Source organism: Variovorax sp. VaC1, assembly GCF_043658315.1.
GTDB lineage: Bacteria > Pseudomonadota > Gammaproteobacteria > Burkholderiales > Burkholderiaceae_C > Variovorax.
This window is the reverse complement of sequence record NZ_JBIGLT010000001.1, coordinates 1,345,637-1,371,369: the sequence shown is the minus strand read 5'-3', so window position 1 is coordinate 1,371,369 and position 25,733 is coordinate 1,345,637. Positions and strand designations below refer to the sequence as shown.

The 25,733-nt window shown below is 66.8% G+C and carries 22 protein-coding genes; 3 read left to right on the top strand and 19 right to left on the bottom strand.

Annotated elements, in window-relative coordinates:
• Nucleotides 1-24 precede the first annotated feature (24 nt).
• The 15 genes from ACGLHS_RS06490 to ssuD all read right to left on the bottom strand — a co-directional run bounded on the left by ACGLHS_RS06490 (nucleotide 25) and on the right by ssuD (nucleotide 17,668).
• On the bottom strand, nucleotides 25-1,347 hold the full coding sequence (locus tag ACGLHS_RS06490; RefSeq protein ID WP_394477905.1) for an ABC transporter substrate-binding protein: 1,323 nt from the start codon (nucleotides 1,345-1,347) through the stop codon (nucleotides 25-27).
• A 51-nt stretch (nucleotides 1,348-1,398) separates the two neighbouring features.
• Entirely contained in the window at nucleotides 1,399-2,403 is a 1,005-nt protein-coding gene (locus tag ACGLHS_RS06485) for a branched-chain amino acid ABC transporter permease (protein ID WP_394477903.1), read from the bottom strand.
• 3 nt (nucleotides 2,404-2,406) lie between these two features.
• Nucleotides 2,407-3,288: a branched-chain amino acid ABC transporter permease gene (locus tag ACGLHS_RS06480; protein WP_394478185.1), complete on the bottom strand. Its 882-nt coding sequence runs from the start codon at nucleotides 3,286-3,288 to the stop codon at nucleotides 2,407-2,409.
• A gap of 169 nt (nucleotides 3,289-3,457) precedes the next feature.
• Nucleotides 3,458-4,282 carry an ABC transporter ATP-binding protein gene (locus tag ACGLHS_RS06475; protein ID WP_394478183.1) on the bottom strand — a complete coding sequence of 275 codons (825 nt, stop codon included), beginning with the start codon at nucleotides 4,280-4,282 and terminating at the stop codon, nucleotides 3,458-3,460.
• Nucleotides 4,283-4,350: 68 nt separating this feature from the next.
• Complete coding sequence (gene sfnG, locus ACGLHS_RS06470; protein WP_394477901.1) at nucleotides 4,351-5,487, bottom strand: dimethylsulfone monooxygenase SfnG; 1,137 nt, start codon at nucleotides 5,485-5,487, stop codon at nucleotides 4,351-4,353.
• A 43-nt stretch (nucleotides 5,488-5,530) separates the two neighbouring features.
• On the bottom strand, nucleotides 5,531-6,133 hold the full coding sequence (gene msuE, locus ACGLHS_RS06465; RefSeq protein WP_394477899.1) for an FMN reductase: 603 nt from the start codon (nucleotides 6,131-6,133) through the stop codon (nucleotides 5,531-5,533).
• Between the two features lie 288 nt (nucleotides 6,134-6,421).
• A complete protein-coding gene (locus ACGLHS_RS06460) occupies nucleotides 6,422-7,882 on the bottom strand; it encodes an LLM class flavin-dependent oxidoreductase (protein ID WP_394477897.1) in 1,461 nt (486 codons plus the stop codon).
• 16 nt (nucleotides 7,883-7,898) lie between these two features.
• Nucleotides 7,899-9,152 (bottom strand): SfnB family sulfur acquisition oxidoreductase, encoded by a 1,254-nt coding sequence (locus ACGLHS_RS06455; RefSeq protein WP_394477895.1) that lies wholly within the window; start codon nucleotides 9,150-9,152, stop codon nucleotides 7,899-7,901.
• Between the two features lie 40 nt (nucleotides 9,153-9,192).
• Entirely contained in the window at nucleotides 9,193-10,470 is a 1,278-nt protein-coding gene (locus tag ACGLHS_RS06450; protein ID WP_394477893.1) for an acyl-CoA dehydrogenase family protein, read from the bottom strand.
• A 7-nt stretch (nucleotides 10,471-10,477) separates the two neighbouring features.
• Nucleotides 10,478-11,626, bottom strand: a complete 1,149-nt coding sequence (locus ACGLHS_RS06445) for an ABC transporter ATP-binding protein (protein WP_394477890.1) — start codon at nucleotides 11,624-11,626, stop codon at nucleotides 10,478-10,480.
• Nucleotides 11,627-11,654: 28 nt separating this feature from the next.
• Nucleotides 11,655-12,551, bottom strand: coding sequence for a carbohydrate ABC transporter permease (locus ACGLHS_RS06440; protein ID WP_394477888.1), 897 nt, complete (start codon nucleotides 12,549-12,551; stop codon nucleotides 11,655-11,657).
• Nucleotides 12,552-12,583: 32 nt separating this feature from the next.
• The gene (locus tag ACGLHS_RS06435; protein ID WP_394477886.1) at nucleotides 12,584-13,486 is read right to left on the bottom strand and encodes a carbohydrate ABC transporter permease; all 903 of its coding nucleotides are present in this window, start codon (nucleotides 13,484-13,486) and stop codon (nucleotides 12,584-12,586) included.
• A gap of 163 nt (nucleotides 13,487-13,649) precedes the next feature.
• Nucleotides 13,650-15,059 (bottom strand): ABC transporter substrate-binding protein, encoded by a 1,410-nt coding sequence (locus ACGLHS_RS06430; protein WP_394477884.1) that lies wholly within the window; start codon nucleotides 15,057-15,059, stop codon nucleotides 13,650-13,652.
• A gap of 258 nt (nucleotides 15,060-15,317) precedes the next feature.
• Nucleotides 15,318-16,508: an acyl-CoA dehydrogenase family protein gene (locus ACGLHS_RS06425; RefSeq protein WP_394477882.1), complete on the bottom strand. Its 1,191-nt coding sequence runs from the start codon at nucleotides 16,506-16,508 to the stop codon at nucleotides 15,318-15,320.
• Complete coding sequence (gene ssuD / locus ACGLHS_RS06420; RefSeq protein WP_394477879.1) at nucleotides 16,505-17,668, bottom strand: FMNH2-dependent alkanesulfonate monooxygenase; 1,164 nt, start codon at nucleotides 17,666-17,668, stop codon at nucleotides 16,505-16,507. The genes ACGLHS_RS06425 and ssuD overlap by 4 nt, the downstream gene beginning before the upstream one ends.
• A 56-nt stretch (nucleotides 17,669-17,724) precedes the next feature.
• On the opposite strand from ssuD, the gene ACGLHS_RS06415 reads away from it, so the two are divergent.
• Genes ACGLHS_RS06415 through ACGLHS_RS06405 form a run of 3 tightly spaced genes read left to right on the top strand, consistent with a single transcriptional unit; the run spans nucleotide 17,725 to nucleotide 20,236 of the window.
• Entirely contained in the window at nucleotides 17,725-17,922 is a 198-nt protein-coding gene (locus ACGLHS_RS06415) for a hypothetical protein (RefSeq protein WP_394477877.1), read from the top strand.
• 56 nt (nucleotides 17,923-17,978) lie between these two features.
• Nucleotides 17,979-19,106 carry an acyl-CoA dehydrogenase family protein gene (locus ACGLHS_RS06410; RefSeq protein WP_394478181.1) on the top strand — a complete coding sequence of 376 codons (1,128 nt, stop codon included), beginning with the start codon at nucleotides 17,979-17,981 and terminating at the stop codon, nucleotides 19,104-19,106.
• Nucleotides 19,103-20,236, top strand: a complete 1,134-nt coding sequence (locus tag ACGLHS_RS06405; protein ID WP_394477874.1) for a sigma-54 interaction domain-containing protein — start codon at nucleotides 19,103-19,105, stop codon at nucleotides 20,234-20,236. Before ACGLHS_RS06410 ends, ACGLHS_RS06405 begins: the two co-directional genes overlap by 4 nt.
• Here ACGLHS_RS06405 and ACGLHS_RS06400 read toward each other — a convergent pair.
• The 4 genes from ACGLHS_RS06400 to ACGLHS_RS06385 are packed head-to-tail and all read right to left on the bottom strand — an operon-like array spanning nucleotide 20,220 to nucleotide 25,549.
• Entirely contained in the window at nucleotides 20,220-22,013 is a 1,794-nt protein-coding gene (locus tag ACGLHS_RS06400) for a dipeptide ABC transporter ATP-binding protein (protein WP_394477872.1), read from the bottom strand. The two genes, ACGLHS_RS06405 and ACGLHS_RS06400, sit on opposite strands and share 17 nt — an antisense overlap.
• A complete protein-coding gene (locus ACGLHS_RS06395) occupies nucleotides 22,010-22,951 on the bottom strand; it encodes an ABC transporter permease (RefSeq protein WP_394477870.1) in 942 nt (313 codons plus the stop codon). The genes ACGLHS_RS06400 and ACGLHS_RS06395 overlap by 4 nt, the downstream gene beginning before the upstream one ends.
• A gap of 30 nt (nucleotides 22,952-22,981) precedes the next feature.
• On the bottom strand, nucleotides 22,982-23,947 hold the full coding sequence (locus tag ACGLHS_RS06390; RefSeq protein ID WP_394477868.1) for an ABC transporter permease: 966 nt from the start codon (nucleotides 23,945-23,947) through the stop codon (nucleotides 22,982-22,984).
• A 12-nt stretch (nucleotides 23,948-23,959) separates the two neighbouring features.
• Entirely contained in the window at nucleotides 23,960-25,549 is a 1,590-nt protein-coding gene (locus ACGLHS_RS06385) for an ABC transporter substrate-binding protein (protein WP_394477866.1), read from the bottom strand.
• Nucleotides 25,550-25,733: the final 184 nt, after the last annotated feature.

The window sequence follows — 25,733 nt, the reverse complement described above, 5'->3', positions numbered from 1 at the left end:
AGTGCTTTCTTCCACCGCTTGCCATCAGTCATCGATGCTCTTGCGCACCTTGACGTTCTTCTCTTTCGCATAGGCCAGCGAAGACTTCTCGATGATCGGGCGCAGCAGCTTCCAGTCGGGCGCGATCCAGTCGGACACCACGTTCCACTTGCTGCCGTCCCACTGCTGGAAGGCCACGCGGCCATCGCCTTCGTGGTTGTCCCAGGTCACGTTGATCGAATGGAACAGGCCCTTGGCGCCGAGCGCGGCGGCGCGCGCCTCGTCGATCTTCAGGTTCTCCAGGCCCCAGCGGATTTCGTCGCCGGTGAGCGTGCGCTTGCCGAACTTCGCCTGCGCGATGCGGATGGCCTCCACGTTCAGGATGCCGTTGAGCACGCCCAGGTTGTGATAGACGCTGCCGATGCGCTTGGTGTCCTGCAGATTGCCCTTGCCCGCGCCATAGACGATCTTCGTGATGTCCTGCAGCACCGGGTATTGCGCGCCCGCCGCCACCGTGGTGATGGCCACATAGCCCTTGGCCGCATCGCCGGCCGGGATCACGTCTTCCTCGGAGTTGGACCACACGTTGCCCACGATGTGATCGACCGGAAAGCCCGTCTTCTGCGCCGTCTTGAGCGCCACCGGGTTCATCACGCCCCAGCCGCGCAGCACCACGTAGTCGGGCTTCACGCGGCGGATGGTGAGCCACTGCGACTGCTGCTCGTTGCCCGGATGCGGCACCTCGATCTGCTGCAGCGTGAAGCCGTACTTCTTGGCGAGCAGCTCATAGACCGGGATGGTCTCCTTGCCGTAGGGCGAGCCGTGGTACAGCACCACGATCTTCTTGCCCTTGAGCTTGTCGGTGCCGCCCTCCTTGCCCGCGATGTAGTTCACGATGCCCGAGGTTTCGCTGTACGGGTTGAGCAGCAGCGGAAAGATGTACTTGAACACGCGGCCGTCGGTGGTGTCGGTGCGGCCGTGGTTGATGGTGAGCAGCGGCACCTTGTCGGCCGTCACGCGGTCGATGAGCGCATAGGCGATGCCGACCGACAGCGGGTTCCAGGTGGCGATGCCGGGGCGTTGCTTCAGACGCTCGTACACCTCCACGCCGCGCTCCACTTCGTACTGCGTCTCGCCCTCTTCCCAGGTCAGCTTGACGCCGCCCACGCCGCCGTCGCGCGTGTTGACCAGGTTCAGGTAATCGATGAAGCCGCCGAAGAAGCCGGTGCCGCCGGCCGCATACGGGCCGACGCGGTAGCTTTGCAGCGGGAAGAACTGTTCATTGGCATCGGCATGCGCGAGCTGCAGGCCGCTCGCGGCCAGGGTGACGGCCAGGGCCGCGGTTTTCAGGTGCTTGATGAAGGACATGGTGATGAAGGCATCCTGCGATGCAAAGGAAAAAATCGGAGAGATGTGCGCTCAGGCCGGAGAGAACCGCTTGCGCGCGCGATCCCAGAGGGCAACCAGCCCCTGTGGCTCCACGGCGAGAAAGAAAATGATCAGCGCGCCCAGCACGATGCGCTGGCTCATGTCGAGCACGCCCGAATCGAACCAGCCGCCGAAGAGAAAGCTGCCGGCACGCGAGAGCAGCAGCGGAAACACCACGATCAGCGCCGCGCCGAAGAAGGCGCCGCGGATCGTCGCGAGCCCGCCGATGATCACGATGAACAGGATCTGGAACGAGCGGTCGAGATTGAAGCCCGCCGGCTCCACGGTGCGCAGGTACACAAAGCCCCACAGCACGCCCGCCACGCCGACGATGAATGACGACACCGCGAACGCCAGCAGCTTGGTGCGCAGCACCGGCACGCCGATGACGCGTGCAGCCAACTCGTTGTCGCGCACGGCGATGAAGTGATGGCCCGTCTGCGTGCGCACGAGGCGCCACGCCAGCAGCGTGAGCACCGTCACCACGACCAGCGAGAAGATGTAGCGGCCCACGGGCGTGTCGAACACGATGCCGGCCACTTCGAGCGCGGGCGCATCGATCACGCCCGAGGCGTTGTCGTTGCTGAACCAGCTGAACTTGGTCAGCGCCCATTGCACGAAGAACTGCGCAGCGAGTGTCGATACGGCGAGGTAGAAGCCGCGCAGACGCAGGCTCGGCAGGCCGAACACCAGGCCCACGGCCGTGGCAGCCAACCCGGCGAGGCCGATGCTCACGAGCAGTGGCAGCCCTTCCACGCGCAGGTTGAAGTTGTAGGCGGCGAAGGCGCCTACCGCCATGAAGGCCGCGGTGCCCAGCGAGAGCTGGCCTGCGTAGCCGGTCAGCAGGTTGAGCCCGACTGCCGCGAGCGACAGCGCGAGGAACGGGATCAGCAGCGCGTCGAACACATAGCCCGAGGCGACGAAGGGCACGACGCCGAAGGCGACAAGCAGCACGACGGCCGGCCAGATCCATGGAGGTACGGAAACTGTACGCATGGCTCAGGCACGCTCCACCAGCTTCTGCCCGAACAGCCCGCTCGGCCGGATCAGCAGGAAGGCCAACGCCGCCACATACGCGAACCAGCTCTCGATGCCGCCGCCCACGAAAGGCCCGATGTACACCTCGGCCAGCTTCTCCAGCGCGCCGATCACAAGCCCGCCGACGATGGCGCCGAGGATCGAGTCGAAACCGCCCAGCACCAGCACCGGCAGCGCCTTCAGCACCACGAGCGAGAGCGAAAACTGCACGCCCAGCCGTGCGCCCCACAGCAGCCCGGCCACCAAGGCGATGACGCCGGCCGCAGCCCACACCGTGGCCCAGATGCGCGGCAGGCGCAGGCCGACCGCAATGGCCGCATAGGTGTCGTCCGCCACCGCGCGGAACGCGAGGCCCACGCGGGTGTAGCGGAAGAAGGCCGAGAGCAGCGCAACCATCACGCCGGCCGTGGCGGCGGCGAACAGGTCGAAGGTCGAGACCATGATGCCGAGGAACTGCAGCGGCTCGTCCGCAATGCCGAGTTCGAGCGCGTGCACCTGCGTGCCCCACACGAGTTGCGCAACGCCCTCGATCACGTACGACAGGCCCAGCGTGGCCATGAAGAGCGTGATCGGCGGTTGGTTCACCAGCGGGCGCAGCACGGTGCGCTCGATGGTCAGGCCCAGCAGCACCATGAGCGCGAAGGTCAGCACGAGTGCGAGGGCAAAGGGCACGCCGCGCTCGACCAGGCTCACGAAGGTGAGCGCGGCGAACAGCAACTGCGCGCCTTGTGCGAAGTTGAGCACGCCCGATGTCTTGTAGATCAGCACGAAGCCGATGGCCACGAGGGAATACATCACGCCTGAGAGCAGGCCGCCGATGAGGACTTCGGCGAAGAAGCTGATGTCGGTGGTGGTCATTGGGCGGCCTCTGCCTTCGGGTCTTGCTCCCTCCCCTTCCGGGGGAGGGTTGGGGTGGGGGCAGTCGGCCGTTCCATCGGCGCGGCGGTATCCACCGCACAGAGCCCCCATCCCTGCCTTCGCCCGGAGGGGGAAGGAGAAATACCGGACGCGCTCATGCGCCCCGCCCCTCGTGATCGACGCCCAGGTAGGCATCGATCACCGCCGGATCGCTGCGCACTTCAGCCGGCGTACCGTCCGCAATCTTCCGGCCATAGTCCAGCACGGCCACGCGGTCCGACAGGCCCAGCACCACGCCGATGTCATGCTCGATCAACAGGATCGTGGTGCCGAACTCGTCCCGCGCGGCGCGCACGAAATGCGCCATCTCGCTTTTCTCGGTGACGGTCATCCCGGCCATCGGCTCGTCGAGCAGCAGAAGTTGCGGCGCGGCGACCAGCGCACGCGCCAGCTCGACCCGCTTCTGCAGCCCATAGGCCAGCGTGCCGGCCGGCCGCTCGCTCACGGCACCCAGCCCGAGAAAGCCGATGATCGCGTCGGCCCGTGCGCGCGCATCCTCCCGTTCACGCCGTGCACGGCCCAGCCCGATGAGTTGTTCGATGAAGGTAGAGCGCGCCGCATCCACGCGGCCCAGTACGATGTTGTCGCGCACGCTCAGGCCCTTGAAGAGCGCGAGGTTCTGGAAAGTGCGTGCGATGCCCAGCCGCGCCAGCCGCGCCGTCGGCACATGGCCGAAACCCCGCCCGCCAATCCACACGCGCCCCCGATCGGGCCGGTACAGCCCGCTGATGACATTGACCAGTGAGCTTTTGCCAGCACCGTTGGGGCCGATGATGGCGCGGATCTCTCCCTTGGCGATCGACAAGTCCACGCCCGACAGCGCGGTGACGCCGCCGAAAGACAGGTCGATGCCTTCCAGCCGCAGCACCGCCGAGGCGGCTGTGTTTTCCAAGGCAGATGCCGCACGGCCCGCCGGCATGAAGCCCACCGGATCGACACCGAGCGAGACCGGCCCTGCCTCGAAGAAAAAGTCGGGCATCGCCACGCTCACGCCACGGCTTCCAGTGCAGCCTTGGCCGAGCGGCTTGCATTCGCGCCCTGCTCCACTTCAAGCTTGCGCACCAGCGGCAGCACCTTCTCGCCGAAGTACTCCACCTCTTCGATGAAGTGCAGGAAGCCCGTGAGGATCAGGTCCACGCCGATAGCCTTCAGCGCCACGATGCGCTCGGCAATCTGCTGCGGCGTGCCGATGAGATTCGTGCGAAAACCGTCGTTGTATTGCACGAGGTCTTCGAAAGTCGACTTGGCCCAGTTGCCCTCGCCTTCGGGCGACGACTTGCCGGCCTGCTTGGCCGCGTCGCCGAAGGCATGCACCGCCTCCACATGCGCGTGCTTGATGATGTCCGCCAGCACGGCCTTGGCTTCTTCCTCGGTGTCGCGCGCGATCACGAAGGCGTTCACGCCGATGCGCACCGTGTGGCCGTTCTGCGCGGCCTTGGCCTGGATGTCGTCGATCTGCGCCTTCAGGCCTTCAGGCGTGTTGCCGTTGGTGAAGTACCAGTCCGACACGCTGGCTGCGTTATCGCGCGCGGCGCGCGAGCTGCCGCCCTGGAAGATTTCAGGGTGCGGCTTTTGCACCGGCTTCGGGCTCAGCGTGTAGTCGCTGAAGCGGTAGAAGTCGCCCTTGAATGTGAAGTTGTCCTGCGTCCAGATGCCCTTGAGCGCGCGGATGAATTCGTTGGAACGGCGATAGCGCTCATCGTGCTCCAGCCACGGCTCGCCGATGGCCTGGAACTCGCCCTTGAACCAGCCGCTCACCACGTTGATGGCGATGCGGCCATTGGAGATGTGGTCGATGGTGGCGATCTGCTTGGCCACCACGGCCGGGTTCCACGGGCCGGGCAGGATCGCAGCCAGCACCTTGAGCTTGGTGGTCGCATGCAGCAGCGCCTGGCTGAACGACACCGACTCGTGCTGGTACTCCGCGCCGTAGCCGGCGGTAAAGCGGATCTGGCTCAGCGCGTACTCGAAGCCGGCCTTCTCGGCCGCAAGCGCCAGGCGCTGGTTGTATTCGAGGCTCCAGTCGGTGCGCTGCTCGATGGTGCTGACCACGAGACCACCGCTGACGTTGGGCACCCAGTAGGCGAACTTGACGGGGTCGGCGATGGAAGACGGTTGGCTCATGGCAAGGTTCCTCTTTCTCTCTCTGTGAACGGGCGGATGGGTTTCAGGCGGCCAGCGCCACGGGCGCGGGCTTGCGGATGGCGGGCGCCGCCGCTGGCGAGGCATCGCGCAGGTCGCGAAGTTGGGGCACGGCGCGCGCCACGGCCAGCGCGATGCGTTCGCGCAGTGCCGGGTTGGCCACCTCGTAGCCCTCGAAATCCTTCTCGACCGCATAGACGCCGATGGGCAAGGTGCGTGCCTGGAAGAAGCTGAAGAGCGGGCGCAGCTGGTGGTCGATCACCAGCGCGTGGCGGTCGCTGCCGCCGGTGGCCGCGAGCAGCACGGGCTTGTCGGTCAGCGCCTCGTGATGCACGAAGTCGAACAGGTGCTTGAAGAGTCCGGTGTACGAGCCGCGGTACACCGGGCTCGCCACCAGCAGCAGATCGGCGGACTCGATGGCCGCGATGCTTTCTTCGACCACTGCGGGCAACTGGTTGCGATACAGCACGCCCGCGAACTGCGGGCCGATCTCGCCGAGCGAGATCACGCGCGCATCGATAGCGACTTCATCGCCGAGCGCGGCCAGCAGTTGATCGACCAGCACCAGCGTGCGCGAGGGGCGTTGCAGGCTGCCGGAGACGGCGACGACTTTCAGTTTCTTGCTCATGTTGATATGACCTCTGTTTGGAAGCTGCGACACATTCGCGGCGCACTGCATATAAGCGAATGGCGTGCCACTTCCGATGGCCTTATGAATCAACGAGTTAGAGCGAAATAGCTGCCGTGGCGCCTGCTGAAGCGACAGCAGGCTGCGGGTGAGTTGCTGCTGGATCAGCAAGGCCGCAGCCATAGTTGTTTGAAGCAGATCGGTATGCCCGCACCGCATGAACGCCCAGCAGCAACATGGCAGGAAAGTGCTGCCCTTGCAGCAGCACGAGGTGCGTGCGCGACTCGGTCAGCTCTCTTGCGCGAGCTGCGCCGGCTCTTGCGCATGCGATGGCGCGGCGGGTCCGGCGGTGCGGACTTGCGCTGCCAGTGCCTCTTCGCGCTTGACGCGCTCGATGTCGCGGTAGCGATGCGCGGGATGCGTGTCCGGCAGCAGCGGCCCCTGGCCGAAGAGCTTTTCGCGCAGCGTGCCCGGCAGGTAGGCCGTGGGGTACACGCCCCGGCGCTGCAGCTCGGGCACGAGATGGGTCACCACGTCTTCGAAGGTTTCGTGCGCGATCGCATAGGCCAGGTTGAATCCGTCCACGTCGGTGTGCGCCACCCACTGCTGCAGGATGTCGGCCACCGTGCTCGCGGAGCCGACGAACACCGGCCCCATGCCGCCCACGCCCCCCCACACGGCCAGCTCCGCGATGGTCCACGACCTGTCGCCTCCGGCCAGGTGCTCCACGGCGGAGACGATGGCATTGGTCTCGACCCTGCGCACAAGATCGGTCGGCGCGTACTGGCCGAAGTCGATGCCCGTCCAGCCCGACATGAACACCAGCGCGCCGTCGTAGGAAACGTAGCGCTTGTAGTCCTCGAACTTGGCCTGAGCCTTGGCGTCGGTCTCGTCCACGATCACGGTGACGAGGTTGTAGATGAGCAGCTTGCGCGCATCGCGCCCCGCTGCTGCAGCCTGCTCGCGCACCTCGCGCACATAGTTCTTCAGTACGCCCCGGGTGGGCGCCGCCACGAACACGCACTCGGCATGCTGCGCTGCAAAGGCTTTGCCCGAACCCGAGGCGCCCGCCTGGTAGAGCACGGGCGTGCGCTGTGGCGAAGGCTCGCTCAGGTGGTAGCCGGGCACCTCGAAGTACTGGCCCTTGTGTCCGATCTCGTGGATCTTTTCTGGGTGGGCGAAGATGCCCGAGCGGCGGTCGCGCACGACGGCATCGCTCTCCCAGCTGCCTTCGAGGAGCTTGTAGAGCACCTGCACGTATTCCTGCGCGACCTCGTAGCGGTTCTCGTGCTTGCGCAGCCCGCCCTGCCCGATGTTCTTCGCGCCGCTTTCCAGGTACGAGGTCACGACGTTCCAGCCCAGGCGCCCCTTCGAGTGGTGGTCGGCGGTGGAGAGCCGCCGTGCAAAGGTGTAAGGGTGCTCGAACGAGGTCGATGCGGTGATGCCGATGCCCAGGTGCTCCGTCACCATGGCGATGGGGGCGACCAGTTGCAGCGGATCGTTCACCGGGATCTGTGCCGCCTGCTGCAGCGCGTGGTAGTTGCCGCCCTTGTACACGTCGTAGTAGCCGATGACATCCGCGATGAAGATGCCGTCGAAGAAGCCCTTCTCCAGCACCTTCGCCAGGTCGGTCCAGTAGTTGAGGTCCTTGTATTCCCAGGATCGATCGCGCGGATGCGACCAGAGCCCGGGGGACTGGTGCGCCACGCAGTTCATCTCGAAGGCGTTGAAGCGGATGGTTTTGCTCATGTCGGCCGTCGCTCCTTCAGCTCCAGGCGTGGCGCGGCAAATGCACGCCGTTGAGCTGGTAGTTGCCCAGGTGATAGAACTTCCAGCGCACCGGGTCATGCAGCGTGTGCACGCGCGCGTTGCGCCAGTGGCGGTCGAGGTTGTGCTCGGCCAGCGTCGAACGGGTGCCGGCCAACTCGAAGAGCTTGTTGGTGGCGTTGATGGCCACCTCGGTGGTCAGCACCTTGGCTTCGGCCGTGGCCAGCGTGGCGGCGTTGACGGCGCTCTCTTCGGGGTCGGCAAGTGCCCGGTCGATGGCGCGGCCCGCGCGCTCCAGCAGTGCTTCCGCCGCGTGCAGGCGCAGCGTCAGGTCGCCGATCGTGCTGATGGTGAACGGGTCTTCGGCCGCTGTCTCCTTGCCGCTGTCGATCCACGGGCGGCTGCGCGTGCGCACGAAGGCGATGGTCTCCGCGATGGCGGCGGCGGCAATGCCTGCGTCGATGGCGGCCTGGATGATCTGCGAGATCGCGCCGGCCGCCGTGGGCCGGTCGAACGCGGCCACGGGCAGCAGGCGGCTGCGCGGCACGCGCACGTTGGTGATCTGTATGGAACCCGATGCGGTGGTGCGCTGGCCGAAGCTCGACCAGTCGTTGTGCACCGTGAGGCCCGGCGCATCGCGTTCGGCAAAAGCCAGGTAGCCCTTGCCCTCCACCGGGTCGACCGCCACGATGGGCACGATGTGCGAGAGCAATGCACCGGTGGTGTAGAACTTCTGGCCGTTGACCACGACGTCATCGCCATCGAACACCAGCGTCGTTTCGAACGCGGCGACGTTCTTGCTGTTCTTCTCCGAGAAGGCGTTGCCGAAGCGGATGCCTTGCAGCACCAGGCCGAACAGCTCTTTCTTCTGCTCGGGCGTGCCGTCGAGGTCGATGTGGCCGACCAGCGCCAGGTGGTTCTGCGTGATCTGGGCAATGCTCGAATCGCCCTCCGCCACGATGCGGATCACATCGGCCAGCGTGGCAAAGGACACGCCCGCCCCGCCGTAGGCCTTGGGCACGGTGATGCCCCACAGGCCGCTTTGCGAATAGGCATCCAGCTCGGCCAAGGGCAGCAAGCCGTCGCGGTCGCGCAGCGCCGACTCGGCGCCGAACTCGGCGGCAAGCTTGCGGGCCACGGTCACGGCCTCGGCGTCGTTGCGGATGACATGGGCGGGTTGCACCGGGCGTGGGCGCGGCGCAAAGGGTTCGGAAGAGTTGACGCGGGGACGGTCAAGGGTCGCAGTGGTCATGGTGAACTCCTAGGGAAAAGGGGAAAAAACGGGGTAACGGTCAGGAACGCGATGCGGATTCATCCTTGCGGCCGGGGCCATTGCCGATCTGCCACACATAGGGCGGCTCCGTGCCGTTCACGCGCCAGTCGCCGACGACGCGGGCCTTGTAGACCGTCGGGTTGTGCGAAGACACCGTGCGCGCATTGCGCCAGTGGCGGTCCAGCGCCTTCGAGGTGCTGGCGGCCGAAGCACCCAGTGCATTGAACAGATCGGTGCCGGCGCGCAGCACCAGCTCGGACACGACGATCTGGCCCTGTGCCGATTCGATCTCGGCATCGATGTTGGCTTGCCTTTCCGCGGCTTCGTCGTCGCCCTTCAGCCGTGCCTCGTAGGCCCGCTGTGCGGGGAGCGTCGCGCGCAGGGCCGTGGCCTGCGCGGCATAGGCCAGCGCCGAGACCTGCCCCACCACCTGCAGGATCTGCGCGTCCTGGCTCACGTGCTGTGCGTTGCCGTTGCTGTAGATGCGCTGGCGGTTGCGCACCTCGTGGCTCACGTCACGCTCGATGGCGCGGCCGATGCCGGCCAGCGTGGCCAGGTGGAAGAGTTGGTAGAACGCGGTCTGGTATTTGAAGCGCGTCTCGAACGGGAACACGTTCTCGTCGTCGATGTGGGCGTTCTCATACACCGAGGTGCCGCTGCCGGTGGTGCGCTGACCGAAGCCGTCCCAGTCGTCGTGCTGCGCGACACCGGCCTGATGCGTGCTGACCGCCGCCGTCACGTCGGCGTTGTCGTCGGCGCAGCGGGCGTACAGGTCGATCCAGTCGGCAAAGATGCTGCCGGTGCTGTAGAACTTGCGGCCGTTGGCCACCCAGTTGCCATCCTTGCGCGAGATCCGCGTGCCCACATCGCCGATGGCGACCGCACCGACTTCGGACCAGGCATTGCCGACCAGATCCCCCTTCACGAAGCGGCGCAGCCACACGTCGCGCGCTTCGCCGGGCGGTGCGTTGAGGCGGTCTTCCACGAATGCGAAGTGCCCGCGCAAGGCTTGCGGCACGTTCGAGTCCGCTTGTGCCAGCTCGATCAGCAGTTCGAAAAGCTGCGGAATGGAGGCGCCGCCACCGCCGTACTCAACCGGCACGCGCACGGCGCCGAAGCCCGCCTTCTTGAGCCAGTCGATGGGCTCGAAGGGCAACTGTCGGTTGTGCTCGCGCGCCAGCGCCGTATCGGCAATGCGCTGGAAAACGGGACGGAATTTCTCGGCCAGCGCGGGGTGTACGCCGGGCGTGTGCGCGGCGGTAGCGGCGGTGGGTTTATGGATGGATTCGACGGTCATGGCGATGCTAGGTCCTTGCTGCCTTGGTTGAAATGGAGTCCGCGCTGCCGGCCCGGGCCGGTGGCTGCAGACGTGCGCCCGATGCCGGGTCGAACAGATGGGTGTGCGATGCGTTCCAGGTCAACGTCACCTGCTCGCCAGCGCTGGCGCGGTGGCGTCCGGCGATCCGTGCGAGCCATGGGCGCGTATCGAACGCGCCTGCCACGGTGCCGTGCAGCTCGGTGACGGAGCCGAGGTAATCCACCGCGGACACCTGCAGCCGAAGCTGCGGCGCGCCCGGTGGCAAGGCGCCGTCTCCGCTGCGCAGCAGCAAGTGCTCGGGCCGCACGCCCAGACGCACCGCGTCGTCGTGCCGCCCCGCCATGCCCTGCGGCGCCGGCAGGCGAACGCCCTCGCCCAGCGACAGCTCGCCCTGCGCCCACCGCGCATCGATCAGGTTCATCGGCGGCGAGCCGATGAAGCGCGCCACGAACTCGTTGACGGGCTCGTCGTAGAGCGTCAACGGGTCGCCCACCTGTTCGATGCGCCCGGCCCGCAGCACTGCGATGCGGTCGGCCATGGTCATCGCCTCCTCCTGGTCGTGCGTGACGTAGACGGTGGTCGTGCCCAGTTGCCGCTGCAGCGCGCGGATTTCGGCGCGCATCTGCACGCGCAATTGCGCATCGAGGTTGGACAAGGGCTCGTCGAACAAGAAGGCCCGCGGCTCACGGACCATCGCACGCCCCATCGCCACCCGCTGGCGCTGGCCGCCCGAGAGTTCGCGCGGGTAGCGGCCCAGGTAGTCGTCCAGATGCAAGGCAGCCGAGGCCTTGGCGATGCGCTGGGCGATCAGGGTTTCGCTCTGGCGCTGCTCCCGCAGGCCGAAGGCCATGTTGTCGTGCGCGGTCATGTGCGGGTACAGCGCATAGCTCTGGAACACCATCGCCAGTCGGCGCTGCTGCGGCGGCAGATGGTTGGCCACCTCGCCGTCGAAGGCGATGGTGCCGCCGTCCGTCGTTTCGAGCCCGGCAATGGCGCGCAGCAGCGTGGACTTGCCGCAGCCCGACGGCCCGACCAGCACGACGAACTCGCCTTCGCCGATGCCCAGGTGAACGTCACGCAGCACAGGCGTGGCGCCGTACTTCTTGGACAGGCCCGTGATCTGTATGTGAGACATGGAACTCGAATGAAATGATGAAAACCGCTCAGCGGCCTGCCCCCAGCCCGCCGACCAGATGCTTCTGGAAGGCCAGCGCCACCAGGTACACCGGCGCGATGCCGACCAGCGAGGCCGCGGCCATCTGGCCGAAGTTCACCACCCGTTCGCCCTGGAAGAGCGAGATGGCGACGGTGATGGTGCGGATGTCGGGCCGGCTGTTGAGCACCGAGGCGAGCAGGAACTCGTTGTAGGTCAGGATCAGGCAGATCAGCGCCGTGGAGATCAGGCCCGGCCACAGCAGCGGCAGGTTGATGCGCCACAGCGTGCGCCAGTAGCCCACGCCATCGAGCCATGCGGCTTCGTCCAGCGCCACGGGAATCTGCTTGAAGAAGCTGCGCAGCAGCCAGAACGCGACCGGCACGTTCATCAGGCCGTCCACGAGGCCCAGCCCCAGCACGCTGTTGTTCAGGCCCGCATAGCGCATCATGAAGAACAGCGGCAGCAACGCCACCACGGGCGGTGCCACATAGCTGGACAGCAATGCGCTGGCCAGCGCAGGCCCACGCCGCAGCTTAACCACGGCGTACACCGCCGGCACGGCAACCACCAGCGTGACGACCACGCTGATCAGCGCAACCCCCAGCGAATTGAGCAGGTGCCGATGCAACGGCGCGATGTCGAACACCGAGGACCAGTTGGCCAGCGTGGGCGCCAGCGGCAAGAAGTGGCCCGACAGCACTTCGTCGCGCGTCTTGAACGAGGTTGCGATGAGAAAGGCGATCGGCAATAGGCAGAAGACCAGCACGGCCGCGAACGCAAGGCGCAGCGCCGTCTTGCGCAGCCATTCGCGCGCGTGAAACGCCGGACGGGCCCGGGCCCTGTTGCCTGCGTGCGTCTTCAGCGGGCCAGGGTGCTGCGCGGTGGATGCGTTGGCTGTCGTCATGTCGTGGTCCGTCTTCTTCGTGTGCCGACGGGCTAGCCCGTGCGCCGCTCCACCCACACCAGCGCCCGCAGGATCGGCCATGTCACCCACGCCACCAGCAGGCAGAAAACCAGCGTCTGCGCGGCCGCCTGCCCGATGTCGAAGTTCTGCAGGCCCGCTTTCCAGACTTCATAGCTCGCCAGCGTCGTGGCGCGCCCCGGGCCACCGGCGGTGAGGATGTAGACGAGGTCGAAGGTCTTGAGCGACATCACGACCCGCAGCAGGAAGATGCCGAGCAGCGCAGGCGCCAGCAGCGGCAGCGTGATCTTGAGGAAGATGCGCCGCGGGCTTGCGCCGTCGAGCGCGGCGGCCTCGTACACATCGGCAGGCAGGGCCTGCAATGCGGCCACGCACAGCACCACCACGAAGGGCAGCCATTGCCAGCTGTCTGCCAGCATCACGGCGGGCAGAGCCCATGTCGCGGAGCCCAGCAGCGAGACCGGGTCGTTCACCCATCCCAGGCGCAGCAAGGTGCCATTGAGCAAGCCGCCTGCCGGCGCCAGCAGCAGCTTCCAGGCCACGCCGACGAGCACCGGCGGCGTCATCAGTGGCAGCAGGATCAGGCTGTAGGCCCAGCGCCCTTGCCGCAGCGCCTGCAGCAGCAGTGCGATGAGCAGGCCGAAGACCAGTTGGAGTGCGCAGGCGGGCACTGCATAGAGCACGGTGCGCAGCAGGGTGAATGCGAAGTCGGAGGTCTGTACCAGCGTCGCGAAGTTGCGCCAGCCTGCCCAGGCGGTCAACGGCTGGCCCAGCGTGGACTTCGTGAATGCCAGTGCGAGCGTGTAGAGGCCGGGCACTACGCATACGAGGGCCAGGCCCAAGGCCGCTGGCGTCAGCATCCATCGCGGCGCCGTGCGTTGGCCGCTCGCGCGCCATGAGTGCAGCACGCTGTTCATTGAAGAATCTCCGCCTTCGGCTGTTGCTCCCTCCCCTTCCGGGGGAGGGTTGGGGTGGGGGCTCTGGGCGGTTGATACCGTCGCGGCAATAGAACGGCCGAGTGCCCCCACCCCAGCCCTCCCCCGTAAGGGGAGGGAGAAAGACGGAGCGCCGCGGCAGCACTCATGCGCTGAGCAACTGCACCCAACTCGCCTGGGCCGCCTCCAGCGCCTCACGCGGCTTCTTCTTGCCCGACACGATCAGCGCAAGCTGCTCCGTCAACGCATCCATCAACTTCGGGCTCTGCGCCTGCAGCGGCCACGTCAGCGCATCGCCGATGGCGGCCTTCAGCTCCGGTTGCAGCTTGGGCGCCGCCTTGATGTAGTCGGGGTGGTTCAGCACCGAGGTGCGGTTCGGGTCGATGCCGCTGCCCGGCAGCACATCCTGCTGGAGCGAGATGTCCTTGCTGGTGGCCCACTTGATGAACTCCCAGGCCAGCTCGGTCTTCTTGGTGCCAGCCGTGATGCCAAGGCCGAAGCCCGCATTCAATGCAGCGCGCGGCGTCTTGTTTTCGCCGCCGACCGGCAACTGGACCAAGGCCCACTTGTCCACGATCTTCGAAGAGGCCGGGTCCTGCGCAGTCACGCCCAGGTCGGTCCAGAAATCGATCATGGCCGCCTTGCCCGACAGGAAGGCAGGCAAGGCATGCTCGAACGCCGTCTCCGCCGGCGTGGGCAAGGCATAGGGAACGATGCGCGCGAGTTCCTCCGCGGCGGCCACTGCCTGCGGGCTGGTCAATGCAGGCTTGCCATCGGGCGTGAAGAAGCTGCCGCCGAAACCCGCGAGCCGATTGGCATAAGACGACCCGACGATCACCGGGATCTTGAAGCCCTGCACCACCGCGCCATAGATGCCGTTGGCGGACTCTTTCTCGGTGATCAGGCGAGCGGCCTTGTAGTAGTCGTCCCAGGTCTTGGGGGCCGTCAAACCATGCCGGCCGAAGATCTCCGTGTTGTAGAACAGCACGTGCGTGTCGCCGTCATACGGCAGGCCCCAGCGCCGGCCATTGCGCAGCGTGTAGGTGTCGTAGAGCGATGGCAGGAAATCGCCCGGCTCGATCTGCGCGGTGTCGCGCGCGATCCAGTCGGTGACATCGACCACCACCTTGTCGGCCACCAGCGCGCCGAGCGTGTGATAGAAATAATCGATGACGTCGAACTGGTTCGCGCCCGACTGCACATCGAGCGTGGCCTGCGCATGCAACTGGTCATAGGGCACCGGCGTGACGGTCACCTTGGCGCCGGTGAGCGCCTCGAACTCCTGGGCCAGCAGCTTGCCCGCCAGCGCATGCGGCTGGTTGAACAGCAGGTTCAGCGATTGGCCCGCGAACTTCTTCGCGCTTGCGCCGGCATCGGTCGAAGCTGCAGGTGGTGGCGTCTCGGTGTCTTTCTTGCCGCAGGCAGCCAGTGCGCCCGCAGCACCCAACGCGGCAGCCGTGCCCATGAATCGCCGGCGGCTCAAGGCCGATGCAATGGCGGAAGGCGCAGCGACCGACGTAGCGGACGCAGCAAGGACATTCTGTTTTCGACGCATGTTGATATGACCTCAATTTGGAAGCCGCGATGCATTCGCGGCGCGATGCATATAAGCGAATGGCGTGCCACGCCTTCACCTCATATGAATCAACGAGTTAGCGCGCAATGACCGCCGTCGCACGTGCTGGGGCGGCAGCAGGCTGCGGGTGGGTTGCTGATGAATCAGCAGTGCCGTCTTCACGCGGAAGCGCACGCGCAAAACACAACGGGCCTGCAACGCGAAGTCGCAGGCCCGTTGCATCTGAAGCCGAAAAAATCAGGAATAGAAGCTGGGTTGCGGCACGCGCGCATTGAGCGCCCAGTCGCCGAGTTCGCGCAGCTTGTAGTCCACCGGATCGTGCAGCGTGTGCACGCGCAGGTTGCGCCAGTAGCGGTCCAGCCGCAATGCAGCAGTGGTGGCGCGCGCCCCCGTCACCTCGAACATGCGATGCGCCACCTCGAGGCTCGCGCGTGTGCTCGCGACCTTGGCTGCAGCAACGGCAACGGCCACCTGTCCGCGCTCATGATCATCGAGCGAAGTGCCGCGCAGCCAAGCCTGGTCGAAGGCCGCTGCCGCATGGTCGAGCAGCGTGCGCGCGCCTTGCAAGGCGAGCCAGAAATCGCCGTAGTGCGTGAGCACATAAGGGTCTTCATTCGCGGCCGAAGCCGTCGAGAACAGCCAGGGCTTGCCCTGCTTCAGCGTGAATGACTTCGCCTCTTCGAGCGCGCCCTCCCCCAGCCCGAGGTAGATGTTCGCGAGGATCAGTTGCGCCAGCAGCGGGCGCAGGCAGGCGAACGGCGTCGAGAGCGGGCCGGGGTCGAGCAGCAGTTCGCCCGTGCCGACCCGCACGCTGTCGAACAGCACGCTGCCGCTGTCGGTCTGTCGCTGGCCCATGTTGTCCCAGTCATCGAGCACCGTGATGCCCGCGCGCTGCGTGGGCACAACACCGATCAGCAGGCGGTCGTTCGCATCGAGGGCAGAGGCCAGCAGCATGTCGGAATCGCTCGCACCGGAGCAGAAGCTCTTGCGGCCCGAGAACACATAGCCGCCATCGACCGCTTCAGCGCGCGTGGACTTGTCGAGCGGGTTCAGCGCATTGCCCCAGAACCAGCGCCGCTCGCGGGTCTGTTCGATCCACGGCTGCCACTGCGCACGCTGCGCAAAGAGCTGCGTGGTCGCGAGCAGCAGGTGATGAAAGGCGAACAGATGCGCCACCGAGCTGTCGACACGCGCGAAGCCGCGCACCACGTCCAGCGTCTGCTGCCAGCTCGCGCCCAGCCCACCGAGTTCGGTCGGCACGCTGAGCATCAGCAGGCCGCTGTCGCGCAACAAGTCACGCTCGACCTTGGGCGTGCCGCCGCGCTGGTCGCGTTCGACGGCGGTCTGCGCCAACGCCTGCGCGATGCGCTGCACGGTCGCATGCCACGGCACGACTTCGTCACCGGCCTCTGCAGAAAAATGCTTCATGCGGCAGCCTTCTCACGCACGGGCACTTGCGACGACGGCGGCACGATGTCGTTGGCGATGACCTCGCCGAACGGCCCGGTGATGTTGGCCTGCCCTGCCGGACGCACATGATCGAGCGGCAGCAGCGGAAACAGCAGTTCGGCCACGCGATACGCCTCTTCCAGATGCGGATAGCCCGAGAAGATGAAGGTCTCCACGCCCAGCGCGGCGTACTCCTTGATGCGCGCCGCCACCTCTTCAGGGCTGCCCACCAGCGCCGTGCCGGCACCGCCGCGCACCAGCCCCACGCCGGCCCAGAGGTTGGGCGATACCTCGAGCTTGTCTCGCCGTCCGCCGTGCAGCGCCGCCATGCGCTGCTGGCCCACCGAGTCGAAGCGAGAGAAGGCTTTCTGCGCGGCGGCGATGGTGTCGTCGGTCACATAGGAGATGAGTTCGTCGGCCGCGCGCCAGGCTGCTTCGCTGGTCTCGCGAACGATCACATGCAGGCGGATGCCGAAGCGCAGCGTGCGGCCGTGTTTCGCTGCAGCCGCACGTGCCTTCGCAATCTTGTCGGCCACATCGGCCGGCGGCTCGCCCCAGGTGAGGTACACATCGACCTGTTCGCCCGCGAGTTCGATGGCCGCGTCCGACGAACCGCCGAACCACAGCGGCGGATAAGGCTTCTGCACCGGCGGATAGAGCGTCTTCGCGTTCTCCACGCGCAGGTGCTTGCCTGAGAAGTTGACCGTCTCGCCGGCCGCCACGCCGCGCCAGATACGCAGGAATTCATCGGTGACTTCATAGCGCTCGGCATGCGTGAGAAAGCTGCCGTCGCCATGCTGTTCGTCGGGGTCGCCACCGGTCACCACATTGATGAGCAGGCGCCCATCGGAGAAACGGTCGAGCGTCGCGGCCTGCCGCGCCGAGACCGTCGGCGAAATGATGCCGGGGCGGATCGCCACCAGGAACTTGAGCCGCTCGGTCTGCGCCGCCAGCGACGAGGCCACCACCCACGAGTCTTCGCAGGAGCGCCCCGTGGGAATCAGCACGCCTTCGTAGCCCAGTTCGTCGGCGGCCTGCGCCACCTGCCGCAGGTATCGATGGCTCACCGTGCGCGCGCCGCGCGAGGTACCGAGGTAGCGGCTGTCGCCGTGCGTGGGGAGGAACCAGAAAAGTTGCATGCCACGGTTCAGCAGTTAGCGTGCCAGTCGCCCTGCCTGCGGGAATGCGCCCGCGCATGCGGTTTCTGCTGCTGGAGCAGCAGCGCAGCATCACATCTGCTGCACGCGGCACACCACCCCATGCGCAGTGCTGCCATGGAAGCAAAGCAAGGATCGATATACGGATCGCATCGTTGGCCGGGTGCTTCTTCACCGCGAACATGCTGCTGGCGCAGCAACCGTGCTGCCTGCACACCACCGAGGCCTTTGCGTGAGCTCCGTTCTTTCTCTTCCCGTGGTCGAATCCTCTCGCGACATTGCCCGCGACCTCATGCAGCGCTTTGCGGCCACGGCCGTCGAGCGCGATGAGCGTGGCGGCACGCCGAAGGCCGAGCGCGATGCCCTGCGCGAAAGCGGCCTGCTGGCCCTGAGCATTCCGCATGAATTCGGCGGCGGCGGCGCGGACTGGCGCGAGACGCTTGACGTCGTGCGCCTGCTCGCGCAGGCCGACAGCTCGATAGCGCATGTGTTCGGCTTCCATCACCTGATGCTGGCGACAGTGCGCCTGTTCGCACGGCCCGCACAGTGGCAGCCATGGTTCGAGCAGACCGCGCGCCGCCGCTGGTTCTGGGGCAACGCGCTCAACCCGCTGGACGACCGCACGGTGTCGAACGCGCACGAAGGCTGGCGCGAGTTCACCGGGCAAAAGAGCTTCTGCTCCGGCGCGCTCGATTCCGAAATGCTGATCGCCTCCGCACGCGAGGCGGGCAGCGGCGCCTTCATCGTCGCGGCGGTGCCCACCGGCCGCTCGGGCATCTTCGTCGCGCCCGACTGGAACAACATCGGCCAGCGCCAGACCGACAGCGGCAGCGTGACCTTCGAGAAGGTGCGCATCGAGCAGCACGAGGTGCTGGCCGACCCGGGCCCGCTCTCAACCCCTTTCGCCTGCCTGCGCCCGCTGGTGTCGCAGCTCGTGCTGGCCAATATCTACCTGGGCATTGCCGAGGCCGCCTTCAACGACGCGAAGCACTACACGCTGCACGAGTCGCGCCCGTGGCACACGGCCCGTGTGTCGCAGATGCACGAAGACCCTTATGTGCTGGGCCACTACGGCGACTTCTGGGTCGGCCTGGAAAGCGTGCGCGTGCTGGCCGACCGCGCGGCCGACCGGCTCGACACCGCCTGGCGGCGCGGCCCCGCGCTCACCGAGGCCGAGCGCGGCGACGTCGCGGTGGCCGTGGCCACCGCGAAGGTGGCCGCGACGAACACGGGGCTGGACATCTGTACGCGCATGTTCGACGTGGCCGGCGCGCGCGCCACGCATGGCGGCCTGCGCCTGGACCGCCACTGGCGCAACCTGCGCACCCAGACCCTGCACGACCCGGTGGCCTACAAGCTGCGCGAGATCGGCGAATGGGCCCTCAAGCAGCAATACCCCGTACCGACCTTCTACTCATGACCGCCTACACCCGCCCTCTTGCTGTGCTGCCGCCGGCCGATGCCTCCCCCGCATCGGACGAGGACTGGGATGCCCCCACCCTGCTCACGCTGCCCAACCCGCGCAAGCTCACCACCTCGATCCGCGCCACCGCGCAGGTGTTTCAGGACCCGCGCTCGGCCGCATTGCTCGACCGCATCCGCATGGTGGCGCCCAGCGATGCCAACGTGCTCATCATCGGAGAGACCGGCACCGGCAAGGAACTGATCGCGCGGCATGTACACGACCTGAGCCGCCGCAGCGGCAAGCCCTTCGTGGCCGTGAACTGCGGCGCCTTTTCCGAAAGCCTGGTCGAGAGCGAACTCTTCGGCCACGAAAAAGGCGCCTTCACCGGCGCGTTCTCGGCCAAGACGGGCTGGTTCGAGGCGGCCAACGGCGGCACGCTGTTCCTGGACGAGATTGGCGACCTGCCGCTGTCGATTCAGGTGAAGCTGCTGCGCGTGCTGCAGGAGCGCGAGGTGGTGCGGCTGGGCTCGCGCAAGAGCGTGCCCATCGACGTGCGCGTGGTGGCTGCCACCAACGTGCGGCTGCAGGACGCGGTGGCCGCCGGGAATTTCCGCGAAGACCTGTTCTACCGGCTGCACGTGGTGCATCTTGCGCTGCCGACGCTGCGCGAGCGGCCCGGCGACATTCTTCCGCTGGCGCGGCACTTCATCGAGGAATACCGCCAGCGCCTGGGCTACGGCCCGGTGGGGCTTGACGCGAGCGCCGAGCACAAGCTCAGTGAGCACGCGTGGCCCGGCAACATCCGCGAACTGGAGAACGTGATCCACCACGCGCTGCTGATCTGCCAGCACGGCATGCTGGGCGCGGAGCACCTGCACCTGTCGTCGCTGAACATCCAGCGCCGCCCGCCAGAAGGCGAAGCGCGGCCCGGCGCCACGCCGCAACAGGCGCTGGAGACCGTGCTGCGCGACCTCTTCAACGAGCCGAATGAACAGTTGTTCGAGCAGATCGAAGACACCGTGATGCGCACGGCCTTCGAGTTCTGCCACCGCAACCAGGTGCAGGCGGCCAAGCTGCTGGGCATCAGCCGTAATGTGCTGCGCTCGCGGCTCATCAAGAGCCGGGAGATCACTGCACTGAAGTAGCCGGGGCGAGGCTGGCCTGCACGGGCCCCACCTCGGGCACGCGCGCCGCGCGCAGATCCGGTACGGCTGCCATCAGCGCCTGCGTGTAGGCGTGCTTGGGCGCGTCGAGCACCTCACCCGCAGGCCCCTGCTCCACCAGCCGGCCGCGCTGCATCACGCCCACGTCGTCGCACATGTGGCGGATCACCGCAAGGTTGTGGCTGATCAGCAGGTAGGTCAGCCCGAACTCGTCCTGCAGGTCGCGCATGAGGTTCAGCACCTGCGCCTGTACCGACACGTCGAGCGACGAGGTCGGCTCGTCGCAGACGATGAACTCAGGCTGGCTCGCCAGCGCCCGCGCGATGGCGATGCGCTGGCGTTGCCCGCCGGAGAATTGGTGCGGGTAGCGCCGCCCGTCGTCGGGCGACATGCGTACGCGGCGCAGGGCCTCGACCACGCGCGCTTCGGTTTCCTCGGCGCTGCCGGCCAGGCCCAGCACCTCGACCGGCTCGGCGATCAGCCGGTCCACGCGCCAGCGCGGGTTGAGGCTGGCGTACGGGTCTTGGAAGATCATCTGGAAGCGCCGTCGCAGCGCGGCGGTCTGCTCGGTGCTGCCCCAGCGGTCGATGCCGTCGAACAGCACCGCACCTTTGGTCGGCCGCGTCAGGCCCGCGATCATGCGAGCGACGGTCGACTTGCCGGAGCCCGACTCGCCGACCAGCCCGAAGGTGCGGCCGCGCACGATGTCGAAGTGCACATCGTCGACCGCGTGCAGCACCTTCTTCGGCTGTCGCGCGAGCGTGCGAACGAGCCAACTTGCGGACAGGTCGAACTCGCGCGACAGGCCTTGCACGCGGATCAGTGGCGTGCCCTCGTTCGCTGTCGGGCGCGCCTCGATCTCCACCGGCGGCAACGCAGCAGGCGCGGCAATGTCCGCGCCGACCTCAGGCACCGGCAACCGATGCAGCCTGTGGCGCACCGAAGGAATCGCGGCCATCAGCGCGCGGGTGTAGGGCTCGCGGGGGTTGTCCAGAATCTCGCGCACCGGGCCGGTATCGAGCACGCGGCCCTGGTACATCACCATCACCCGGTCGGCAGCCTCGGCGATCACGCCCATGTCGTGCGTGATGAGCATGGCGGCAGTGCCGCGTTCGCGGCAGACGCGGCGGAACACGCGGATCACCTGGGCCTGCACCGACACGTCGAGCGCGGTGGTGGGCTCGTCGGCAATCAGCAGTTGCGGCTCGGCGCACAGCGCCAGCGCAATCGCCACGCGCTGGCGCATGCCGCCCGAGAACTGGTGCGGATACTGGTCGATGCGGCTTTCGGGGTCCGGAATTTCCACGTCGGCCAGCAGCGCCAGCGCGCGCTTGCGCGCCTCCTGCTCGCTCACGGGAAGGTGCGTGCGGATGGTCTCGATCAGGTGCCTGCCTATCGGGTAGACCGGGTTCAGGCTGGTCAGCGGGTCCTGGAACACGCTGCCGATGCGGCGCCCTCTCAGGCGGCGCATGTCTTCGCCGCGCAGCGTGTCGATGCGCTCGCCGTGCAGCTCGACGCTGCCGCTGGCGATGCGCCCCGGCTGCGGCACCAGCCCGATGACGGCAGCACCGACCATCGACTTGCCCGCGCCCGATTCGCCGACCACGCCAAGAATCTCGCCCGGTGCGATCTCGAAGGACACGCCATCGAGCACGCGCACAGTGCCCCGGTGCGTATCGAATTCCACGCCCAGGTCACGCACCCGCAGCACTGGCTGCGCGGGCACTCGGCCCACCGACCATTCGTCGCGCCCGCTCATTGCAGCCTCGGATTCAGGGCGTCGCGCAGCCAGTCGCCCACCAGGTTGACCGACAAGGCCAGTGCCAGCAACACCAGCCCGGGGAACAGCAAAATCCACCACTCGCCCGAGAACAGAAACCCCTGCCCGATGCGGATCAGCGTGCCCAGTGACGGTTGCGTGGGCGGCAGCCCGACACCCAGGTACGACAGCGTCGACTCCGCCACGATGGCCAGCGCAAAGCTGATTGTGGCAATCACCAGTACCGCCGCCAGCAGGTTCGGCAGGATGTGCCGCACCAGGATGCCCGTGCGCGAACGGCCGATGATCTGCGCGGCCGACACGTAGTCCTTGTGCTTCTCGACCATCACCGCGCCGCGCACCGTGCGCGCGTACTGCACCCATTCCGACAAACCGATGGCCACGACGATCACGTACACCGCCATGTCGTCGCGATAACCCTCGGGCAGCAGCCCACGCGCAATGCCGAAGATCAGCAGCGCCACCAGCAACACCGGAAAGGTGAGCTGCACATCAGCCACGCGCATCACCAGCGTGTCGAACCAGCCACCCGCGTAGCCCGCCGCCAGCCCGAGCGGCACGCCGATGGCCAACGACAGCGCCACCGCGCTCACGCCCACCAGCAGCGACATGCGCAGCCCGTAGAGGATGGCCGAGAACACATCGCGCCCCTGGTCGTCGGCGCCCAACGGATAGAAGGCGCCCGATGCGCCCTGCTGCCCCGGCGGCGTGAAGGCATCGATCAGGTCGAGGTTGGCCGGATCGAATGGGTTCTGCCGCGCGATCCACGGCGCGAACAGCAAAGCCACGGCGATCAGCAACAACACCAGCGCGGCCAACTGCACGGTGCGCGATCGCGCAAAGGCGCGCAGCACCGATGAATCGGCGTTGCGCCAGCGGCGCGATGCATCCGCGGCGGTCGAGGAAGGAAGCGTCATCAGGGGAAGGAAGAGAAGAGAAGAGAAGGTTCAGGCACGCCGCAGGCGCGGATCGACCAGCACATACAGCAGGTCGACGACAAGGTTGATCCCCACATAGAGCAGCGCGATCAGCAGCAGGTAGGCCGCCACCACCGGTACGTCCACCCCCTGGATCGATGAGATGAACAGCAGCCCCACGCCCGGCCACTGGAACACCGTCTCCGTGACGATGGCAAAGGCCACCAGCGAGCCGATCTGCAGCCCGGTGATGGTGATGACCGGAATCAGCGTGTTGCGCAGCGCATGCCCGTAGTTCAGGTCGCGCTCGCGCAACCCGCGTGCGCGGCCGAAGCGGATGTAGTCGGCGCGCAGCACTTCGAGCATTTCGGCGCGCACCAGCCGCATGATGAGGGTGAGCTTGTACAGGCCCAGCGTCAGCGCCGGCATCAGCAACGAGGCCCAGCCCGACGCGGTGAGCAGCCCCGTGCTCCAGCCACCGAGCTGCACCGTATCGCCGCGCCCGAACGACGGCAGCCAGCGCAGCTCGACCGCAAAGAGGTAGATGAGCCCGATGCCGATCAGGAAGGTGGGCAGCGACACGCCCACCAGCGACACGGTCATGACCACGCGGCTGGCCACGCTGTCGCGCCGGATCGCGGTGTATACGCCCAGCGCCACGCCACCTGCCACTGCCAGCACCGAAGCCACCAGCGCCAGTTCGAGCGTGGCCGGCAGCCGCTCGGCGAGCAACTCGACCACCGGCCGCTTGAGCCGGTACGACACGCCCAGGTCGCCCTGCAGCGCATGCCCCACATAGCGCAGGTACTGGATGGGCACCGGGCGGTCGAAGCCCAGCTCGGCCGTCAGCGCCGTGCGCTCTTCCACCGTCGCGTCTTCGCCGAGCAGGCTGATGGTCGGGTCGCCGATGTGGCGAAACACCAGGAACGAGACGAAAGACACCGCCAGCAGCACCAGCACGGACTGGCCGAGCCGGCGCAAGAGATGAACCAGCATCGCGCGGTGCCGTTACTTCTTGCCCACCTTCACGTCCCGGAAGTAGACGTTGCCATCGGGGTTGACCGGAATGTCCAGGCGCGGGTTCGACGCGAAGTTGAGCACCTGGTCGTGCAGCGCGATGTAGATGCGCTCCTTCTGCACCGTCTGCCAGATGCTCCTGATGGTGGCGTCGCGCTTGCCCTTGTCGCTTTCGGAGGCCAGCGATGCGATCTGCGCATCGACCTCGGGGTTGCTGTAGCCGGTGGCATTGGTCGGGCCACGGCCGTCCTTGCCGCGCGTGTAGACCAGGTAGTCGAAGATGTACGCCGAGTCGAAGGTCGGCACGCCCCAGCCGAAGAGGTAGAAGTCGGTGTCGGCCGTGTTGATGGCCGTGCTGTGCAACGCGATCGGACGTGCCGCCACCGTGGTCTTGATGCCGATGCGGCCCAGGAAGCCCGACACCGCGGTGCTGATCGCCTCATCGTTCACGTAACGGTCGTTCGGCGTGTGCAGCGTGATCGAAAAGCCGTTCGGATAACCAGCCTCGGCCAGCAGCTTCTTCGCCTGCGCGGCGTTGGCCTTCGGGTAGGCCGCGAAGCTCTTCTCATAGCCATGCACGAACGGCGGCGCGATGATGCCCGAGGGGTTCGACAGGCCGCGCATCACGGCCGTCTTGATCGCATCGCGGTCGATGGCCAGACCGATTGCTTCGCGCACGCGCGGGTCGGCCAGCGGGTTGCGGCCCTTCACATCCGAGTACTTGAGTTCTTTCGCGCCCACGTTCAGGCCCAGGAAGATCGACCGGTTCTCGGGCCCTTCGGTCACGCGCAGCCGCTTGTCGGCCTTGAGGCGGCCCACGTCCTGCGCGGGCAGGTCCTGAACGAAATCGACCTCGCCCGACAGCAGCGCCGCCACGCGCGTGGCGGGTGACTTGATGGGCACGTAGACCAGCTCGGTCACCTCCAGCGGAAACTGGCCCCGGCCCCAGTACTGCGGAAACTGCTTGAGCACCGTGCGCGTGTCGACCTCGCGCGAGGCCAGCACGTAGGCGCCCGTGCCGTTCTCGTTGCGGGTGGAGAAGTTCTCGGTCTTGCTCGCCACGTCCTGCGACTGCTCGGCCTTGTTGGCCTTTGCCCACGCTTCGCTCAGGATGAAGATGTTCGTGAGGTTGTTCGGAAAGATCAGGTTCGGCCCCTTGGTCTTGATCTGCACCGTGAGCGGATCGACCTTCGTCACCTCGGCCACCGACGTCAGCAGCGACTTCAGGGCCGACGTGGGCGCCTGTGCCCGCTTGATCGAGAACACCACGTCGTCGGCCGTGAGCAACGAACCGTCATGGAACTTGACGCCGGGGCGCAGCTTGAACTCCCACACCGTCGGATCGGCCGTGAGCTTCCACGACGTGGCCAGCGCGGGCCGCAGCTTGCTGTCGCCACCGCGCAAGACCAGCGGTTCGTAGATCTGGTGCAGCAACGCGAAGTTGGTGCCGGTGTTGACCGCATGCGGGTCGAGCGTGGCCGGATCGGCGCTGCGTGCCCATCGCACGGTTTCGGCGGAAGCGACGGACGCTTGCAGCAGGCCCGCGGCCAGCAGGGTCGCGGTCAGAAGTTGTCGGAGCATGAAATCCCTCGGGGTGTTCTTGTGAAAGAGAAACGGGCGGATGGCCATGGCTTGCATGGCATCGCCCGTTGCTGCGAGAAACGACTTTGCCGCGCCCTGCGCAATACCCAAAGAAGGAGTCCGCATATGGAAATTCGGTGCCATGTACGCCGATGCGTGGCGTAAAAAAAAGCGAGCACCAGGG

Excerpts from the sequence above, each read along its gene's own strand:
- ACGLHS_RS06395 (WP_394477870.1), bottom strand. The coding sequence starts at position 22,951 with ATGACGCTTCCTTCCTCGACCGCCGCGGATGCATCGCGCCGCTGGCGC.
- ACGLHS_RS06390 (WP_394477868.1), bottom strand. The coding sequence starts at position 23,947 with ATGCTGGTTCATCTCTTGCGCCGGCTCGGCCAGTCCGTGCTGGTGCTG.
- ACGLHS_RS06485 (WP_394477903.1), bottom strand. The coding sequence starts at position 2,403 with ATGCGTACAGTTTCCGTACCTCCATGGATCTGGCCGGCCGTCGTGCTG.
- ACGLHS_RS06460 (WP_394477897.1), bottom strand. The coding sequence starts at position 7,882 with ATGAGCAAAACCATCCGCTTCAACGCCTTCGAGATGAACTGCGTGGCG.
- sfnG (WP_394477901.1), bottom strand. The coding sequence starts at position 5,487 with ATGAGCCAACCGTCTTCCATCGCCGACCCCGTCAAGTTCGCCTACTGG.
- ACGLHS_RS06425 (WP_394477882.1), bottom strand. The coding sequence starts at position 16,508 with ATGAAGCATTTTTCTGCAGAGGCCGGTGACGAAGTCGTGCCGTGGCAT.
- ACGLHS_RS06440 (WP_394477888.1), bottom strand. The coding sequence starts at position 12,551 with ATGACGACAGCCAACGCATCCACCGCGCAGCACCCTGGCCCGCTGAAG.
- ACGLHS_RS06445 (WP_394477890.1), bottom strand. The coding sequence starts at position 11,626 with ATGTCTCACATACAGATCACGGGCCTGTCCAAGAAGTACGGCGCCACG.
- ACGLHS_RS06385 (WP_394477866.1), bottom strand. The coding sequence starts at position 25,549 with ATGCTCCGACAACTTCTGACCGCGACCCTGCTGGCCGCGGGCCTGCTG.
- ACGLHS_RS06490 (WP_394477905.1), bottom strand. The coding sequence starts at position 1,347 with ATGTCCTTCATCAAGCACCTGAAAACCGCGGCCCTGGCCGTCACCCTG.
- ACGLHS_RS06415 (WP_394477877.1), top strand. The coding sequence starts at position 17,725 with ATGCGGTTTCTGCTGCTGGAGCAGCAGCGCAGCATCACATCTGCTGCA.
- ACGLHS_RS06475 (WP_394478183.1), bottom strand. The coding sequence starts at position 4,282 with ATGCCGGCGGGCCGTGCGGCATCTGCCTTGGAAAACACAGCCGCCTCG.
- ACGLHS_RS06400 (WP_394477872.1), bottom strand. The coding sequence starts at position 22,013 with ATGAGCGGGCGCGACGAATGGTCGGTGGGCCGAGTGCCCGCGCAGCCA.
- ACGLHS_RS06435 (WP_394477886.1), bottom strand. The coding sequence starts at position 13,486 with ATGAACAGCGTGCTGCACTCATGGCGCGCGAGCGGCCAACGCACGGCG.
- ACGLHS_RS06410 (WP_394478181.1), top strand. The coding sequence starts at position 17,979 with ATGCAGCGCTTTGCGGCCACGGCCGTCGAGCGCGATGAGCGTGGCGGC.
- ACGLHS_RS06430 (WP_394477884.1), bottom strand. The coding sequence starts at position 15,059 with ATGCGTCGAAAACAGAATGTCCTTGCTGCGTCCGCTACGTCGGTCGCT.
- msuE (WP_394477899.1), bottom strand. The coding sequence starts at position 6,133 with ATGAGCAAGAAACTGAAAGTCGTCGCCGTCTCCGGCAGCCTGCAACGC.
- ACGLHS_RS06450 (WP_394477893.1), bottom strand. The coding sequence starts at position 10,470 with ATGACCGTCGAATCCATCCATAAACCCACCGCCGCTACCGCCGCGCAC.
- ACGLHS_RS06405 (WP_394477874.1), top strand. The coding sequence starts at position 19,103 with ATGACCGCCTACACCCGCCCTCTTGCTGTGCTGCCGCCGGCCGATGCC.
- ssuD (WP_394477879.1), bottom strand. The coding sequence starts at position 17,668 with ATGCAACTTTTCTGGTTCCTCCCCACGCACGGCGACAGCCGCTACCTC.
- ACGLHS_RS06455 (WP_394477895.1), bottom strand. The coding sequence starts at position 9,152 with ATGACCACTGCGACCCTTGACCGTCCCCGCGTCAACTCTTCCGAACCC.